The sequence below is a fragment of the Collimonas arenae genome (assembly GCF_001584165.1).
Classification (GTDB): domain Bacteria; phylum Pseudomonadota; class Gammaproteobacteria; order Burkholderiales; family Burkholderiaceae_D; genus Collimonas; species Collimonas arenae.
Genome location: NZ_CP013233.1, coordinates 2826407 through 2842005, shown reverse-complemented (window position 1 = coordinate 2842005; position 15599 = coordinate 2826407). Strand labels below are relative to the sequence as shown.

The following is a 15599-nucleotide window of genomic DNA, read 5'->3' as shown; positions in this document are numbered from 1 at the left end:
AGCGCGCCTATTTACAAATATAGGAAATGTCCGAAAATTCGTCCGACAATGCATCGAGTGGCTAGATGACAACAATCTTTCATCCGAAGGTGAATGAAAATATTGATTTTTGTGCTGTGATTTTTCAATGATGATCCGATGAACTTCAGGCAGATCCGATGTCATCGAATGTAAATCGCAGATAAAATAATTCTTTTTGGCAATTTTATCGAAGTGTTTCAGAGGCACGCGTTGCCCATAGGCACGGCATGAATGTGTAACATCAGATTTTCCCTAGTTAATTCAACTGAAAAATATGCAGAAATGCCAATTTAGCGTAAATGCAACATCCCAATCATGTTGCTCCGGGGGACGGGCTTGATTTTTTTCAGACGATTCATGTTGGCCTAGTCACCAATTCTGAAGCCAACGGCTATGTGCGGGAGCGTACCGGTTTGAACCCCAATGCCTGGTTGGATGGCGCTTACTGGACTAGCTATGGTGACGACGACAGGTATCTCGAGCGTGAATCGATTCCACTCTGCGCTGCGGCCTGTAGCAATTCCTTACGCTTTGGCGCTGAGCCAAGTAAACCTTTCCCGATGCGGGCCGTTGAGGTCACAAGCGAGGGAGTTCGCGATGAATTTGCCAAGCCAAATATATTGTTATTTGACCAAACAGCCAGGGAGTAATCATCATGAAATTGAAATTATCTGCGGTAGCCGTATTGTTTTCCGCGTTGCTGCCATTTGCCGCTCACGCCGATCTGCCGGGCGCGCACCCTGGTTATCTGCATGCGCTGACCGATTTGCGCGATGCGCGCTGGAACCTTGAGCATCGTCCTGGCGATGCCGCGGTGAGCGGCCAGGAAGATGTCGCCATCACTGAAATCGACCGTGCAATCGGGGAGGTCAAGAAAGGCGCGCGCGACGATGCAAAGGACCTGGGTGACCATCCGCACGAAGATGCCAATCTTGATCGTCCGGGGCGCTTGCATCACGCTGTTGAACTGCTGGAGAAGGCGCACAACGATCTGGCGCAAGAGGAAGACAATCCTGAAGCCAGAGGTTTGAAGCATCGCGCGCTGGATCACGTTGACCGTGCAATCGATGCGGCAAAGCATGCGTTGCATGATGCTGAACATCATCGCTGATCCGATGTAGCAATAATTGCACAGAGTTTCCTGAATGGGCAAAGCCGTCGTCGCGGGCTTTGCCCTTTTTTTTGCGTCGCCATTGGCTTTGCTGTGCCTCTTTCTTTTTTCGGGGCCGCCGATGCCCTAAATGATTTCTTGTTTTTGCCGTTAACCGGAATAGCGGTCTTTATCGAGCGCCTTTCTCGCAACTGCGTTGTGCTGCGGAAGCAGGCAAGCATGCGATGCGTAACAAGCGTTCCTTACTGGCCTGTTAACGTCTAACACAGAATAAGGGGATAACGTGCGTCTTAATACTCCAGTCAGCAATATCGAGTATGAACTCAGCGATACGCAAACCATCGTGTCGACTACTGACACACAAGGAAACATCACCTATGTGAATCCATATTTCGTCTTGGTGAGCGGTTATACCGAACAGGAACTGTTAGGAGCGCCGCAAAACATCCTGCGCCATCCCGACATGCCGGTGGAGGCGTTTGCCGATTTGTGGCGAACCATCAAGAATGGTCAATCCTGGACTGGCATCATCAAGAACCGTTGCAAGAATGGCGATTTCTATTGGGTGCAGGCTAACGTCACGCCAGTGATGGAAAACGGTCGTCCGGTCGGTTACATGTCGGTGCGCACCAAGCCTAGCCGTCGGCAGGTGGAAGAGGCAACCGCCTTGTATCAAACAATCAGGAACGGAAATCGCGACAAGATCGCCATCAATCAGGGCGTCGCAGGCAGGAGCGGCTTGCTGGGCAGGCTGATTGCTCTCAAGGATATGTCGCTCAGCAAGCGCATAAGCTGGAACCTTGGCTTCCTTATTTGCGTGCTGGCAGCGTTGATCGTGTCTGATCTTTTCTTTGTCGAGCAGGTGCCTGGCAAGGCCCATCATTGGGTGTCAGTGCTGGCGGCGATCGCGATTGCCGGCGTCAGCTATTTTTGGTATTCGCTCTACAGCGGCGTCATCGTGCCGCTAAGGCAGGCTGTCAGAGCAAGCCAGGTAATGGCGGGCGGCGATCTAACCCTGGATATCAGCACCCGTCGCAAGGATGATTTGGGCCAGTTGCTGAGATCGTTGCGGCAGCTTCGGTCAACTTGAGTTCGATCGTTGGGGATGTGCGCAGCAGCTTTGAGCAAATTGGCGTCGCGACCAGGGAAATCGCGACCGGAAACGCTGACTTGTCGGGGCGTACCGAATCGCAAGCGTCCGCACTGGAAGAAACGGCATCCAGCATGGAGCAGTTGGCGTCGACGGTCGAACAGAACAGCAGCAACGCCACACAAGCCAACGACATGGCCGATGGCGCGTCGCAGGTAGCGGGCAAGGGCGGTGACATCGTGATGCAAGTGGTGGCGACGATGGGAGAAATACACGGTTCATCCAAAGAGATTGTCAGTATCATCAGCATCATCGAAGGTATCGCTTTCCAGACGAATATCCTGGCGCTGAATGCTGCTGTTGAGGCCGCTCGCGCAGGAGAACAAGGACGGGGATTCGCAGTGGTGGCTTCGGAGGTGAGAAGCCTGGCGCAGCGCAGTGCGACTGCTGCCAAGGAAATCAAGCAGTTGATTGATGCCTCTGTGAAAAAAGTCGAGGCCGGTACGGTATTGGCTGAACATGCCGGCGTCACCATGCGCGAAATCATCGAATCGGTGCAGCGGGTGAGCAGCATCATGAGCGATATCGCGACCGCTTCGCGTGAGCAGAGCTCGGGCATTGCCCAGGTCAACGATGCAGTGACCCAGATGGATGAAGTGACGCAGCAAAATGCAGCGCTGGTGGAGCAAGCTGCAGCGGCTGCCGGCAGCTTGCAGGATCAGACCATGAAGCTGGAGCAGGCGCTGACGGTATTCAAGCTGGATCGCAAGCCGCAAGCGACGGCGGCAGGAATTCCCTCCCGCGGCGGCGGCAAGGGACATCTCGCACATCGTGCATCGGTTCGTCAAGCTATCGCACTGCGCGCCTAATCGAATCGCTCGGAATCTTCGCCTGAAATACGAACCGAGCCGTTCCGGTTTCGGTTCATACGCTTTCTGGGATGGGGTACTGCCGGGATTTTCTACTATTCAGTGGAAAGCCGCAGCGCAAACGCCATCAGTGCCGCCGAGAAGGTCCAGCGCTGCACGGTCTGAGCGCGTGGGCTGTTCCGCAGCCAGCCGGCTATCCTTGCCGCGCCTAGCGCCAGGGTAAGGTCGAATGCCAAGCCGATCGCGACCAGCACGACGCCGAGTTCAAGCACCTGCGACCACACCGGGCCGCTTTCCGGATGGACGAATTGCGGCAGCAGCACCGAGCAGAACAGCAGTGCCTTCGGATTCAACAGACTGCTCAACATGCCCTTGCGGAAAGATGCGCGCAACGAAGCGCGCGGCTGGTTCGATGCCGTCGAATCGGTCAGGCCGAATCCCGGCGAACGGAAAATCTGGATTGCGATATAGGCCAGATAGATTGCGCCCATTATCCGCACTGCACTGTAGAGCCAGGGAGCGCCGCGCAGCAGGGCAGCGACGCCGCAGGCGGACAGCATCACGTGCCCTGCGCGTGCAATGGCAAGGCCGCCGGCTGTCGCCAAGCCATGCCGGATTCCGCGGTTCGTGCTGGTTTGCAGGATCAGCGCCATGTCCGGGCCGGGCAACGCATAGACCACCACCAGCGCGCCGATGAAGACTGTGAGCAGGTGAAGAGAAACCATCATGAACTCCGCATTGAAAAAGGTCACTATGATGCGACAGAACGATGAGTGTTTTCTGGCAAATAAATCTATGTATTTGCTATGGATTGATGGAATCCGCTAATATTCGAAAATATTATAGGGAATTCCATATATGAAAGAGCTCGATAAAATCGACCGCGCAATTCTTGCCACAGTACGGCAGGATGGCCGCATTCCAATCGCCAAGTTGGCGGAGCGGATTGGCCTGAGTGAGACTCCTTGCGCGCGTCGCCTGAAGCAGCTGGAAAGTGCTGGTTACATTGAGGGTTATCGCGCCGTGCTGTCGCGCAAGGCGCTGGATATCGGCGTCATCGCTTTTGCACAGATTCGATTCAATATCCACGATCGGGCGCTGTCCGATCGCTTCGAGCGTGAAATCCAGGGCCTTGAGCGTATCGTGTCTTGCCACAATATTTCGGGCAGCGCCGATTATCTGGTGCAAATAGCGGTTCGCGATCTCGATGAATACGGGACTTTCATGCGCGACGTGATACGCACGCTGCCGGGAGTGACATCGGTTGAATCAATGCTTTCGCTGCGCGAGATCAAGCGTGACAGCGGATTTCCTTTGTTGTGAGGCAATCTGGAGGCGAGATGCAGATGATCGCATCGGAAAACCTGAGGCTGCGCGATTGTTGTATAGCGGGTAGGGGCACAGTCTTGCTATCCATCGGCCCTTGCAAAAACCCGCTCCACTAAAAAATCGATGAACACCCGCAGTTTTGGCGTCCAGTGGCGGCTGCTCGGCCACAGAACACGGAACACAACCGTGCGATCAACATATTCGTCAAGGACCGTGCGCAACTTGCCGCTGGCGATCCCTTCAGCGGCGGCAAAACTGGGCAGGCAGGCGATGCCTAATCCGCGCTGGGCGAAGCAGACTCGGGTTTCTATGTTGTTGCAGATCATCGATACCGGAAGGGTGATTTGCGGCTCGGACGGTTGCTGGCGCAGGGGCCAGATTTCCAGTTTGCCGCTGTTGGGATAACGATAGTGTAGGCAGCGATGGGCGGCCAGATCGGCTGGTTTCTGCGGCACGCCGTAACGCGAAAAATAGTCAGGCGAACCTGCCAAGAGTACGCGTGATGTTCCCAGCGTGCGCGCCGATAGCCGAGAATCCGACAAATCACCGGTCCGTACCACCGCATCGAATCCTTCCTCGATGACGTCGACGCTGCGGTCGGTGAAGTCGAGATCAAGTTCGACTTCCGGGTATTGCTGCATGAAGTCCGCCAGCACCGGTAGGATCAGGGAGCTGACCAGCGGCAGGCTCACCCGCAGGCGTCCGCGCGGCGCGCCGGTGCTGAGCGTGAGTTCTTGTTCTGCCGCCTCGATCTCCGCCAGCACACGGCGGCTGCGCTCCAGGAACATCACACCCTCCGAGGTCAAGGTGATGCTGCGCGTGCTGCGGTGGAACAGACGGACTCCGAGCCGTTCTTCCAGCCGCGCCACGCGCTTGCCGATGGCCGAGGCCGACACGCCCAATAGACGACCGGCAGCGACGAAGCTGCGTGTTTCTGCGACTTGCACGAATACGGCGAATCCACTCAGGCTTTCCATCGTTCCCTCGATTACGGACATTCATGTCCCTATAGCCAGGAACTATAGCCTAGTTTATCTTTAATCGACGGACTCCTATGATTCTTCGACCCACAATCGAAAGGAGTCATCATGTTGATAGCAATGCCCACCCCGGAAGCCGATGTTCCATCCACCTTGCCGCAAACGCCAATCGACGCAGCGCTTGATGCTGCGCTCATCGAGCAACGTCTGGTTGGCGCCGTGGTTCTGGTGGCGCAGCACGGTCAATTGGTTTATGCACGGGCTGCCGGCTTTGCCGACCGCGAAGCACAGCGCCGCATGCGAACTGACGCACTGTTTCGGCTCGCCTCGGTCAGTAAGCCGTTTGTTTCTACTGCGGCCATGATCCTGGTGGGGCAGGGCAGGATCGGGCTGGACGATGCGCTGGCGCGTTGGCTGCCTGAATTCCATCCCTGTCTGGCAGATGGCCGTCCAGCTCGCATCACTTTGCGGCAATTGCTTTCCCATACTGCCGGTCTTGGTTACCGTTTTTTCGAGGTCGATGAGCAGGGCCCGCTTGCGCTGGCCGGGGTCTCCGACGGCATGGATTGCACCCCCATTACGTTGACCGAAAACCTGCGCCGCATCGCCACCGTGCCGCTGCTGTATGAGCCCGGTACGGGCTGGGGATATTCGTTGGCGACCGACGTGGTCGGAGCACTCGTCGAGCGGATCTGCGGGGTGCCGCTGGAGGCCGCGTTGCGGCAATTGCTAATGAGGCCGCTGGACTTGCACGACACGGCTTTTGTCGCTGTCGATGCCGGCCGCCTAGCCACCCCTTACGTCAGCCAATTGCCGCAACCCCGACGCATGCGTGAGCTGGACGTGGTGCCGGCTTTTGAGGGAACCGTCGGCATTCGTTTTGTGCCGGCGCGGGCCTTGGATGCCAAGGCCTTTCAATCGGGCGGGGCCGGCATGACAGGCAGCGCCGGCGATTTCCTGCAACTGCTGGAGCTATTGCGCCAAGGCGGCGGAGATTTGCTCCCATCGGCGTTGGTCGATGAGATGGCGAGGAATCAGACGGGCGAACTGGCGCTGCCAAACTCGCCCGGCTTTGGCTTCGGCCTCGGTTTTTCGGTACTGCGCGATTCGGTCGCGGCGGCCTCGCCGGAGAGCGCCGGTACTTGGCGCTGGGGCGGCGCTTACGGTCATTCCTGGTGGGTGGACCGCGCTCAGGGCTTGAGCGTGGTGGCCTTCACCAATACGCTGTACGAGGGCATGTCGGGCCGTTTCGTGACTGATTTGCGGGATGCGGTTTACGCTCATTTACCTGCCAGGCAGAACACGGAGCAAGCAGCATGAAGGGCGACTCGCTGCGCGGCCAGACTGTGGCCTTCGATGCTGCTGAAGCTCCCGCCTTGCCGTTGGCGGCGCTGCTGGCGCTAGCGACCGCAGGTTTTATCACGATCCTGACGGAAGCGTTGCCGGCCGGACTGCTGGCGCAGATGAGCCGCGATCTGGCGGTCTCGGAGGCGTTAGTCGGACAATTCGTCACCATTTATGCCATCGGCTCCTTGCTGGCTGCGATTCCGTTGGTGGCACTGACGCGCGGTTGGCGTCGGCGACCATTGCTGCAAACGGCGATCTGCGGCTTTTTCATCGTCAATACGATTACGGCGCTGGCCGATAATTTTGTGCTAATCCTGCTGGCGCGGCTATTCGCCGGCATCTTTGCCGGTTTGCTGTGGGCTTTGCTAGCCGGCTTCGCTAGTCGCATGGTGGCGGATTCGCTACGCGGCCGCGCGATCGCGGTCGCCATGGCAGGGGCGCCGCTGGCCCTGTCTCTCGGAATTCCGCTGGGGACGCTGCTGGGAAGCTGGGTCGGTTGGCACTACACGTTCGGCGTGGTGAGTCTGCTGACGCTGCTGCTGGTCGTCTGGGTACAGATGAAAGTGCCGGACTTTGCCGGCGAACCGAAGAGCTGTCGCAGCAGGGTGATCGATGTGCTTGCCATGCCCGGCGTCAGTGCGGTGTTGGCAGTTACCTTTGCTTTTGTTCTGGCACATAACATTCTCTACACTTACATTGTTCCCTTCCTCGCCCAAGCCGGGATGGTGGCACGCACAGACCTGGTGCTGTTCATCTTTGGCAGCATGGCGCTGGCAGGCATTTGGATCATCGGTGTCGGCATTGACCGCTGGCTGCGACGGTTGACGGTGTTGAGCATCATGCTGTTCGGCGTGGCGGCGCTGGCGCTCGCCGTCTGGAGCCGGATGCCGCTGATCATCTATTTTGGTATCGGCGCCTGGGGCCTGGCCTTTGGCGGTATTGCGACCCTGTTCCAGACTGCCGCCGCCAATGCATCTGGAACGGCTGCCGATGTCGGACAAGCGTTGATCGTCACCGTCTGGAACGCTGCCATTGCCGGTGGTGGAGTCGTCGGCGGGGTGGTGCTGGAAATGCGTGGTGCGGCGACCTTGCCCTGGGTTCTAGTCCTATCGCTGGCGCTCGCCTTACTGATCACCTGGCGCGCTTCCTGCCACGGTTTCCAGCCCGGCAGTTGAGCGGAGGGTTGCGGTGCAATGACAACAGCGAGGTCAGGTTCATGTCAGAGCCTGGTTGATCTGGCACACACTACCACCAGCTTCGCAGCTTCTTGATCAAGTCATGATTTTTTGCTATCTCGGCAAGCAGAACCAGATCCAGATTGTTCTTGTCATTAACTTCCGCCCATGCGGTTTCATCGCCGCTGTTGATGCGCTCATACAGGTTGCGGATGGTTTCCTTGTAGCGTTTTTGGCTAAGGCTGTTCTGATCGTTTCTTTGCATGATGCCTCCTTACGGTGGCGCCATTGGAGTGTCGTGACGTCTAACCTTGATGGCAGCTGGTGGCGTTTGCTCGTGGTCGGCGAATCTGTTTTCTCGCATGCTGGATATCCTCCGGATGGCATCAATGAAAAAGGCTCGCGCGCTCTGTTGAGCTGCGAGCCTTGGTAAATCTGTCAATACCTTAACTTCACTTCACCATGAGGTTACAGCAGAGGTTTTGCAGTGCCTGTTGATCGTAGACTAGCTTGCTTCTTGAATGTTGGATGCTTGTTTGCCTTTGGGGCGTTCCATGACGTCGAATTTGACTTTCTGCCCTCTCGGAGGAATTTTTCGCCGCCCATCTGAATTGCGGAAAAGTGGGCAAACAATTCTTCTCCGCCATTATCGGGCGCGATAAAGCCAATACCCTTGGAGTCATTAAACCATTTGACAGTACCTGTATCCATAATAGTCTTTCCAAAATTGATACATCACACTAGTCGTAAAAGTGACAAATCGCTTCATGCAGCGTGTTAAGTTGAGTTGCTTCGTCAAACTGCTCACTTTCATGCAGTGAGTCGTCTTGGCAGCTGGATGGAGTATCACCGGAAATCCAGTGTGCAAGCGGTTGGCGGCCATTCAACCGTTTACCAGTTTAGCTAATTTACTCGATTTCGCCAGAGCAAAATTGGTGGGGTGGCGCGCAAATTTGATCGATAAACTTAGGTTTATGACATTGACACTCGGCGAGTTGATCAAACGACAGCATTACGGCGGCGGCGGTGTGTTGAACCGGTCGCCGCGGTGCGCTGCCTTTCAGTCCTTACCGGGCATGGCCGAGGAGTGCTGGCTTGTAATCAACCATTGCATGCCATCCCACTTATAGGTGAAGGTATAGCGGGCCTTGGCTTGAATTCCGGTGCTGGCAAATGTGAAGGTATATAAGCCGGCGTCGACGGCTGTGTTGCAACCAATATCGATAAACCTGGAGTCGATCCGCCCCATGGGTTTGTATTCGAGGAAATGCCGGAAATACGCCTCTTTCTCGGCGGCAGTCAGGCGCGGTTGGTTGGATAGCGTTGGCAACAGGATCGATCGCTCCGCATAGTTTTCCAGCACCTTGTGCGGATCGCCAGTCTGTAGCGAGTTGTTCCAGCGGTCGAACAGGGCAGATATTTCCTTTTCGCTGGTCCGCTTGCAAACCTCTCTTCGTGCGCCGTCCGGCGTGGTCGGCGAACTCGAGGCGCATCCTGCCAGCGCGAGAACGGTAGTGGCTAGCGCAAGGAATATCGGGGTTTGCATTGAATTCTCCGGGTCATGAGCGAAATGGAAATGCCGCAGCTGCGAAATAATGTCATGGCGGCCGCTTTCGATCAAGTTGCCTGCATCGCGGACGGCTATGCATCATTGCTTTCTTCCTGCTTCCATCCATTCACCGTGATGCTCGGATTCCAACGGAAGTATCCGAACAGATCTTGCTGTTCCCCATTGTCCGCCAGCGCATAGAGCGAAAACAGGATATGGAAATCCTGCGTCCCGCTGTTTTTTATCTTGCCGTCAAAACTCGAAAAAATGCTTTTCCTCTGGATTGCCGGCAAGCCATTCTGAGAATCGGGGTTGGGCGCGACTGCTCCGGTCCTGGTGATCAGATTTTGTGTGAACCGATTGAAGACACGGTTCTTTTCTCCATGACGAATGCCATAGACAATGACGGCATCGTCAGCGTTGTCATAGATTGAGACCGCTGTCAGCGATACGGTGTCGCCGATATGCGCCTGGAAATGCAGGTCGGCGGTTCCTTGGCCGCTGACAGGGCCTCTTGAATTTGCGCAGAGCATGAACTGATAGCCGTGATCAATTGCCGTAGGTTTCTGCGCATCTTTGCTGGGATGTGGGTAGTATCTCTTGATCCGCGCCGTGTCGATAACGGTGAGCACATTGATTTGCCTGGATTGCGCCGCTACTTCCAAATCTGTAGGCATGATGGGTTCTCCATATTTGCTGGGCGCAGGACAATTGCCGTAGAGTGTCTGCTACGTATCGGGGCAATGATGACAGCAATGCCAGCAGATGGGATCTGCCAATTTTCGCAGTTGCGTTGATCGCTAAATATGCATTCCTGCATTCAGGTAAAGGACGTTTCAGATGAGGTGTCGATGTTTTCGCCTGCTTGCGGTCGGCACAGGCTGCTTGTCGCGCTGGCAAACCAGTCCGGCGCGACGAACGCACAGTCCGACGAGAGCAGCAGTGCATTGACTCAGGCCATCGCGGCCATGGATGCGAGGCTGTTCGATGCGTATAACCGTTGTGACCTCGAACAGTTTTCCGAGTACTTCACTCCTGATGTGGAGTTCTACCATGATCAGGGCGGAGTGACGTGGAACCGTGACGAGGTGGTGGAAAATACCCGCAAATACATTTGCCATAAGGTTCGACGGGAACTGCTTCCCGGCACGCTGCAGGTTTACCCTATCAAGGATTATGGCGCGATCGAGGAAGGTGAGCATCGCTTCTGCAGCGTCGATACAGGCAAGTGCGAAGGGGTAGCCAAATTTCTCATGATCTGGGAGAACAAGGACGGCAAGTGGCGGATGACGCGGGTTGTCAGTTATGGGCACCGCGCTTTGTCGGCGAGCGAAAACGCAGCGCCTCATTGAGCGCTGCGTTTTTGTTGAAAAACGGCTTGAAATGCTGCCGGCTAGACAGGTACGAGGGACTTGCTAAGCTTTGAATTTATTCTTGAGTGCATCTAGCTTGCTGCTGGATACGGCCGTTCCGGCGTCGTCGTTGACGGCGGAATCTTCAGGGAACTCGTCGGCAAACTCATCGGCCAGATTCTTCCAGCCCTTGCTGGCGGCGAACGCATTGAATTCTTCAGGCGCTTCCAATACAACCAATTTGTCGTCTTGCAGTCCGAGATCGCCGTGACCGAAATCCGGGCCGACGTAGCCGATCTGGCGCAACCTGGCCAGAATGTGTCCAATCAATACCTTATCGGCATACAGCCGATCTTTGCCGATTGCGGCGCTGAAATCGACATAGACGTCGATGATCCCATAGCCCTCGTCGAAAATGCGGATTGCTTTTATATCATGGTTGCGGCCAGTGGCGTCGGTCACGCGGAATGGCCCGCTGAGCTGGATGTCGGTGTCATTGTTCATGGCGTCAGGATACACCAAATGGCTGTGCATCTGGTTCACTGACATATGCGCCGAGATTGATCGGCGCTCGACGCGGCATTGCCGATTAAAAGGTTACGGTGGCGATGACCGCGTCGGTGAAGGTGGTGGCGGGCCGGTTTGCCCGGACGGAACGCGCGCATAGACAGTCAGTGCGGTGGCTGAGCCGGTAGCAGTGACGGCAGTAGGGGCGGTCGCTGCAGTGTTGCCCAGGTGACGGTGCGGCCGGAGTCGGAGAACATTCCGTAGTTGAGATAGCTGGGCGAGCCGCCGCGCTGGACAGGCGACGCAACGGCACGGCATCGGTCGAGCCGGTGTTGGCGTTGGCTCCCTGCCCAAGCGTGACGACAGGGGAGGCGCCGACCGTGCAGGTGGTGGTGACGCTGGCTGTTACATCCTGGTTGGCAGTGGCATTGACGACTACAGGGTCGTAGGTAGTGGTGAAGCCGAGAGTGGAGATGCTGCAATTGGCGGCGATAGTGACCGTGTTGGTCATCGTAGCAGTGGCAGTCCCCGCCAGGCTGCCGTGCAGATCATTGTCGACGCGATAACTAGAGTGAGGTTCCGGACAAACTGTTTCATGACGAATCTCCCGATTGCCATTAATCCGCTCAATAAACCCAAGTCTTCATTTGGCCGCTCTTGCTGCCTTTATCTATAGCACAAAAATTTCCTTGTGGAAATAAGATTGCCGAAATAAGTATAGTCATCGCCATTGTTTTGGCAAGTGCGGCTTGCGCGGCCATATCGTGCGGGGCATGGCCGTGCACTCTTCGTCAGTGCTTCTCGGTGGCATAGGCCAGCATGAACACATCGATTGCGCGTTCCACCGTGTCGCGTATTTTTGTAGGGGTGACGTTTGTGACGACGCCAAGCATCCTGATTTCAAGCCACTCTGCATCCAGCAGCCCGCGTAACTGCAGTGCCGCGACCCAGGCGTCAGCCTGGCGCAACTGTTTTCTTGCCATCGCTTTCTTGAGGAATTCCGCGACCATCATCCAGCCAGCTTCGGTCCGCGCTCGTACAGCATTTGTCCCAGGTTGGAGCGCTCGGCGTGATAGAAGGCCAAGCGTTTGGCGGCAATGACTTCAGGGGACAGCACCGCATGCAAATACAGTGCGCCAAAGCGTTGCAAGGCGCCGCGCAAATCATCCGATTCGACCAGACTGGTGAAGGTCACTTCAAATTTCTGCCCGGCCTGCTGGCGCATCACTTCGACAAAAATTTCTTCCTTTGAAGAGAAATAGTTGTACAGCGTCGCTTTCGATCCCCCAAGCGGGCAGAGATTTCCGACATGGATGCTCGTTCGAAGCCGACGTCGTTAAACATTTCCGCAGCGATGTCGATGATCGCCTGCCGTCGCTCTTCACTTTCTTGCGCATTAATTGGTCCTTGTTCTTGCCTGCTCACAGCGCTGGCCGCAGCTTGCTGCACCTCTGTTGTAAAAAAATACCTGTTTTTCAAGTACGTCAGTTTTACTTGACGACGCCAAAAAGTCAATACTATACTATACCGTACAGTACAGTTATAAATGGATATCGCCATGTCGCTCCGTAATTTCTCACTCTCTGCTGCACCCGCTTTGCGTGGTGTCGCCAGCTCGTTCCTGTTGGCGCTGACCCTCGGCGGCTGCGCGCAGTTTTCCGATATCGGTCCGCGCGCCGAGCCGAAAGACATCGGCAGCTATCAGACCGGACAGTCGTTGAGCGGCAGCGCCGTCAACTGGCCTGACGATAATTGGTGGGCGGTCTACGGCGACCGGCAATTGGATACCTTGATCGCCGAGGGCTTGAAGGGCGCGCCGTCATTGGCAGCTGCTCAGGCGCGATTGATGAAGGCGCAAGGCGTGGCGCAGCAGCAGGGTGCATCGCTGCTGCCGCAGGTCAGTGCGAATGCATCGGCCGACTACATGAAGCAAAGCTACAACAACGGTGTTCCGGCTGAATTCGTGCCGCAGAACTATAACTACGAAGGGCAGGCGACCCTGAACCTCAGCTATGAAATCGATTTCTGGGGGAAGAACCGCGCAGCACTGGCGGCAGCCACCTCCGATTTGGAGGCAGCCAGGGCCGATGCCGCGCAGGCGCGCATCACGCTGGCGACGTCGATTGCTGCTGCGTACGCCGAGTTCGAGCGTTTGCTGAGCCAGCGCGACACGACAGAAGCTGCGCTCAAAGTGAGGACGCAGACACTGGATCTGTTCGAACAGCGCCGCGTCAATGGTCTGGAGACACTGGGTAGCGTCAAACAGGTGTTGGCGCGTAAGGCATCCGCTGAAGCCGATTTGCTGAGCCTGGACGAATCCATCGATTTGCAACGGAATAAACTCGCTGCGCTGATCGGCGCCGGACCAGATCGTGGCTTGCAGTTGACGCGGCCGGCCATCGATCTGTCCAAGCCATTTGCACTGCCGCAGCAGTTGCCGGTAAATCTTCTCGGTCGTCGGCCCGATGTGGTTGCCGCACGCTTGCGTGCGGAAGCTGCGGCAAAGCAGATCAAGGTGGCCAAGGCGCAGTTTTACCCAACGTTAACCTGACCGCTTACCTGGGATTCCAATCGCTGGGTTTGGGCATGCTGACCAAGGCCGGTTCCGATATCGGCAGCATCGGCCCGGCGATATCCCTGCCGATTTTTGAAGGCGGCCGCTTGCGTGGGCAATACCGCTCGGCCAGCGCCAGTTACGACGAGGCAGTCGCCAATTACGATGGTGCCGTGACGCAGGCGTTGCAGGATGTGGCCGATGTCGCTGTCAGCGAGAAGGCATTGTCGGGGCGCCTGGCCAAAGTGCAGGAAGCGACCGATGCCGCGCAAGACGCTTTCCGCATTGCGCAGAACCGCTACGAAGGCGGCCTGGCAACCTATCTCGACGTGCTCAATGCACAGGATACCTTCCTCACCAACCAGCGCGACCTGTCGACTTTGCGCTCACGCATGTTCTCACTCGATGTGGAACTGGTGCGTGCGCTCGGCGGTGGTTACCGGCAGGCCGCAATCTGATCGAATCAAATTGATTCAAATCCAATAAACAGGTACGAAAATGTCTCATTCCGATTCTCAAGCTATCGACGAACTCGCATCCACAGAAGCAGCCGGTGCTGCAGAGGCGAAAGAAAATAACCAAAAACGCAAGAAGCTGTTCGCCATTCTTGGCGGCGTCATCTTGATTGCCGCCATCTCTTACGGCGCGTACTGGCACTTCATTGGCTCGCGTTTTGTCAGTACCGATAACGCGTACACCGCAGCCGAGATTTTCCAGATCACGCCGGCCGTCAATGGCATCGTCGCCGACGTCAAGGTGGTCGACACCCAATACGTGAAACAGGGCGATGTCCTGGTCGAGATCGACAACAGCGATGCCAAACTGGCGTTGCTGCAAGCCGAGGCGGACCTGGATCGGGCCCAGCGCCGGGTGCAGGGCTATTTTGCCAATGATCATGGCATGACCGCTCAGGTGCTGGCGCGCGAAGCCGAACAGAAACGTGCAGCGGCGCAGACATTGTCGGCGCAGGCGGACCTGCAGCGCGCCGAACTGGATTTGCGTCGCCGTGAAGCGCTTGCCAAATCAGGATCGGTCTCCGGCGAAGAACTGACCAACGCGCGTACTGCGTTGCTGACTGCGCAAGCCAACCTGAAAGTGGCCGAGGCCGGCCAGGTACAGGCCAGCAGCAACCGCCAGGTGGCAATCGGCGCGCAACAGGCCAGCACGGTGCTGACTGCCAACACCACGGTCGACACCAATCCCGAAGTGGAACTGGCACGCGCCAAACGCGATCAGGCCAAGCTCGATCTGGAGCGTACCGTGTTGCGGGCACCGGTCGACGGCGTGATTGCGCGGCGCCAGGTTCAGGTCGGCCAGCGCGTGCAGGCCGGCACGGCCTTGCTGTCAGTCGTGCCGATACACTCGCTGCACGTTGACGCCAATTTCAAGGAAGGACAGTTGACGCAAGTGCAGCTGGGACAGCCGGTCACCATGAGTGCCGACCTTTATGGCGGTTCGGTGGAATACCACGGCACCGTGGTTGGTCTGGCCGGCGGCACCGGCTCGGCATTTGCGATGATTCCCGCGCAAAATGCCACCGGCAACTGGATCAAGGTGGTGCAACGTCTGCCGGTGCGGATTTCGATCGATCGCAAGGAACTGATTGAGCGGCCGCTGAGCGTTGGCTTGTCGATGGAAGTATCGATTGACACGCGCGGCGGCAGCAACAAGGGCATGCAAGTTGCGGGCATGTAAGCAAGAGCGTCGATAAGGCA

At 56.8% G+C, this 15599-nt stretch carries 15 protein-coding genes and 4 pseudogenes; 9 read left to right on the top strand and 10 right to left on the bottom strand.

Translation table 11 applies throughout. The features are described 5' to 3' along the window. Nucleotides 1–320 precede the first annotated feature (320 nt). From CAter10_RS13140 to CAter10_RS24080, 3 genes and pseudogenes are all read left to right on the top strand, one after another. Complete coding sequence (locus tag CAter10_RS13140; RefSeq protein WP_061533752.1) at nt 321–671, top strand: hypothetical protein; 351 nt, start codon at nt 321–323, stop codon at nt 669–671. A gap of 5 nt (nt 672–676) precedes the next feature. After that, nucleotides 677–1132 carry a hypothetical protein gene (locus tag CAter10_RS13135; protein ID WP_061533751.1) on the top strand — a complete coding sequence of 152 codons (456 nt, stop codon included), beginning with the start codon at nt 677–679 and terminating at the stop codon, nt 1130–1132. A 283-nt stretch (nt 1133–1415) separates the two neighbouring features. After that, nucleotides 1416–3091 (top strand): annotated as a pseudogene (locus CAter10_RS24080) (methyl-accepting chemotaxis protein). Between the two features lie 95 nt (nt 3092–3186). Here the strand turns inward: CAter10_RS24080 and CAter10_RS13125 are convergent. Beyond that, nucleotides 3187–3816 (bottom strand): LysE family translocator, encoded by a 630-nt coding sequence (locus CAter10_RS13125; RefSeq protein WP_061535342.1) that lies wholly within the window; start codon nt 3814–3816, stop codon nt 3187–3189. Nucleotides 3817–3949: 133 nt separating this feature from the next. Here CAter10_RS13125 and CAter10_RS13120 point away from each other — a divergent pair, with 133 nt between their 5' ends. Continuing rightward, nucleotides 3950–4414: an Lrp/AsnC family transcriptional regulator gene (locus CAter10_RS13120; RefSeq protein WP_061533750.1), complete on the top strand. Its 465-nt coding sequence runs from the start codon at nt 3950–3952 to the stop codon at nt 4412–4414. A gap of 86 nt (nt 4415–4500) precedes the next feature. On the opposite strand, the gene CAter10_RS13115 is transcribed toward CAter10_RS13120, so the two are convergent. After that, nucleotides 4501–5397: a LysR family transcriptional regulator gene (locus CAter10_RS13115; RefSeq protein WP_061533749.1), complete on the bottom strand. Its 897-nt coding sequence runs from the start codon at nt 5395–5397 to the stop codon at nt 4501–4503. A 111-nt stretch (nt 5398–5508) separates the two neighbouring features. On the opposite strand from CAter10_RS13115, the gene CAter10_RS13110 reads away from it, so the two are divergent. Together CAter10_RS13110 and CAter10_RS13105 are read left to right on the top strand one after the other, a co-directional pair. Further along, complete coding sequence (locus CAter10_RS13110) at nt 5509–6720, top strand: serine hydrolase domain-containing protein (protein WP_061533748.1); 1212 nt, start codon at nt 5509–5511, stop codon at nt 6718–6720. Beyond that, nucleotides 6717–7922: an MFS transporter gene (locus tag CAter10_RS13105; protein ID WP_061533747.1), complete on the top strand. Its 1206-nt coding sequence runs from the start codon at nt 6717–6719 to the stop codon at nt 7920–7922. The genes CAter10_RS13110 and CAter10_RS13105 overlap by 4 nt, the downstream gene beginning before the upstream one ends. Nucleotides 7923–7992: 70 nt before the next feature. Here CAter10_RS13105 and CAter10_RS13100 read toward each other — a convergent pair whose 3' ends face one another. The 4 genes and pseudogenes from CAter10_RS13100 to CAter10_RS13085 form a co-directional block, all read right to left on the bottom strand. After that, a complete protein-coding gene (locus CAter10_RS13100; protein WP_061533746.1) occupies nt 7993–8187 on the bottom strand; it encodes a hypothetical protein in 195 nt (64 codons plus the stop codon). A 240-nt stretch (nt 8188–8427) separates the two neighbouring features. Continuing rightward, nucleotides 8428–8633, bottom strand: a pseudogene (locus tag CAter10_RS13095) (cold-shock protein). A gap of 349 nt (nt 8634–8982) precedes the next feature. Beyond that, nucleotides 8983–9468, bottom strand: a complete 486-nt coding sequence (locus CAter10_RS13090; protein WP_061535341.1) for a DUF4440 domain-containing protein — start codon at nt 9466–9468, stop codon at nt 8983–8985. A 95-nt stretch (nt 9469–9563) separates the two neighbouring features. After that, entirely contained in the window at nt 9564–10148 is a 585-nt protein-coding gene (locus CAter10_RS13085; protein ID WP_061533745.1) for an inclusion body family protein, read from the bottom strand. Between the two features lie 174 nt (nt 10149–10322). On the opposite strand from CAter10_RS13085, the gene CAter10_RS13080 reads away from it, so the two are divergent. Next, a complete protein-coding gene (locus tag CAter10_RS13080) occupies nt 10323–10823 on the top strand; it encodes a nuclear transport factor 2 family protein (RefSeq protein ID WP_061535340.1) in 501 nt (166 codons plus the stop codon). Nucleotides 10824–10886: 63 nt separating this feature from the next. Here CAter10_RS13080 and CAter10_RS13075 read toward each other — a convergent pair whose 3' ends face one another. From CAter10_RS13075 to CAter10_RS24335, 4 genes and pseudogenes are all read right to left on the bottom strand, one after another. After that, complete coding sequence (locus CAter10_RS13075; RefSeq protein ID WP_061535339.1) at nt 10887–11327, bottom strand: hypothetical protein; 441 nt, start codon at nt 11325–11327, stop codon at nt 10887–10889. An 85-nt stretch (nt 11328–11412) separates the two neighbouring features. Continuing rightward, the gene (locus tag CAter10_RS21985; protein WP_236905341.1) at nt 11413–11841 is read right to left on the bottom strand and encodes a spore coat protein U domain-containing protein; all 429 of its coding nucleotides are present in this window, start codon (nt 11839–11841) and stop codon (nt 11413–11415) included. A 280-nt stretch (nt 11842–12121) separates the two neighbouring features. Continuing rightward, nucleotides 12122–12555: pseudogene (locus tag CAter10_RS13070) on the bottom strand (TetR/AcrR family transcriptional regulator C-terminal domain-containing protein). Next, a complete protein-coding gene (locus tag CAter10_RS24335) occupies nt 12555–12845 on the bottom strand; it encodes a TetR/AcrR family transcriptional regulator (RefSeq protein WP_335340158.1) in 291 nt (96 codons plus the stop codon). Before CAter10_RS24335 ends, CAter10_RS13070 begins: the two are co-directional and overlap by 1 nt. 43 nt (nt 12846–12888) lie before the next feature. Here CAter10_RS24335 and CAter10_RS13065 point away from each other — a divergent pair. Then, nucleotides 12889–14342, top strand: a pseudogene (locus CAter10_RS13065) (efflux transporter outer membrane subunit). A gap of 40 nt (nt 14343–14382) precedes the next feature. Next, the gene (locus CAter10_RS13060) at nt 14383–15579 is read left to right on the top strand and encodes an HlyD family secretion protein (protein ID WP_061533744.1); all 1197 of its coding nucleotides are present in this window, start codon (nt 14383–14385) and stop codon (nt 15577–15579) included. Nucleotides 15580–15599 lie beyond the last annotated feature (20 nt).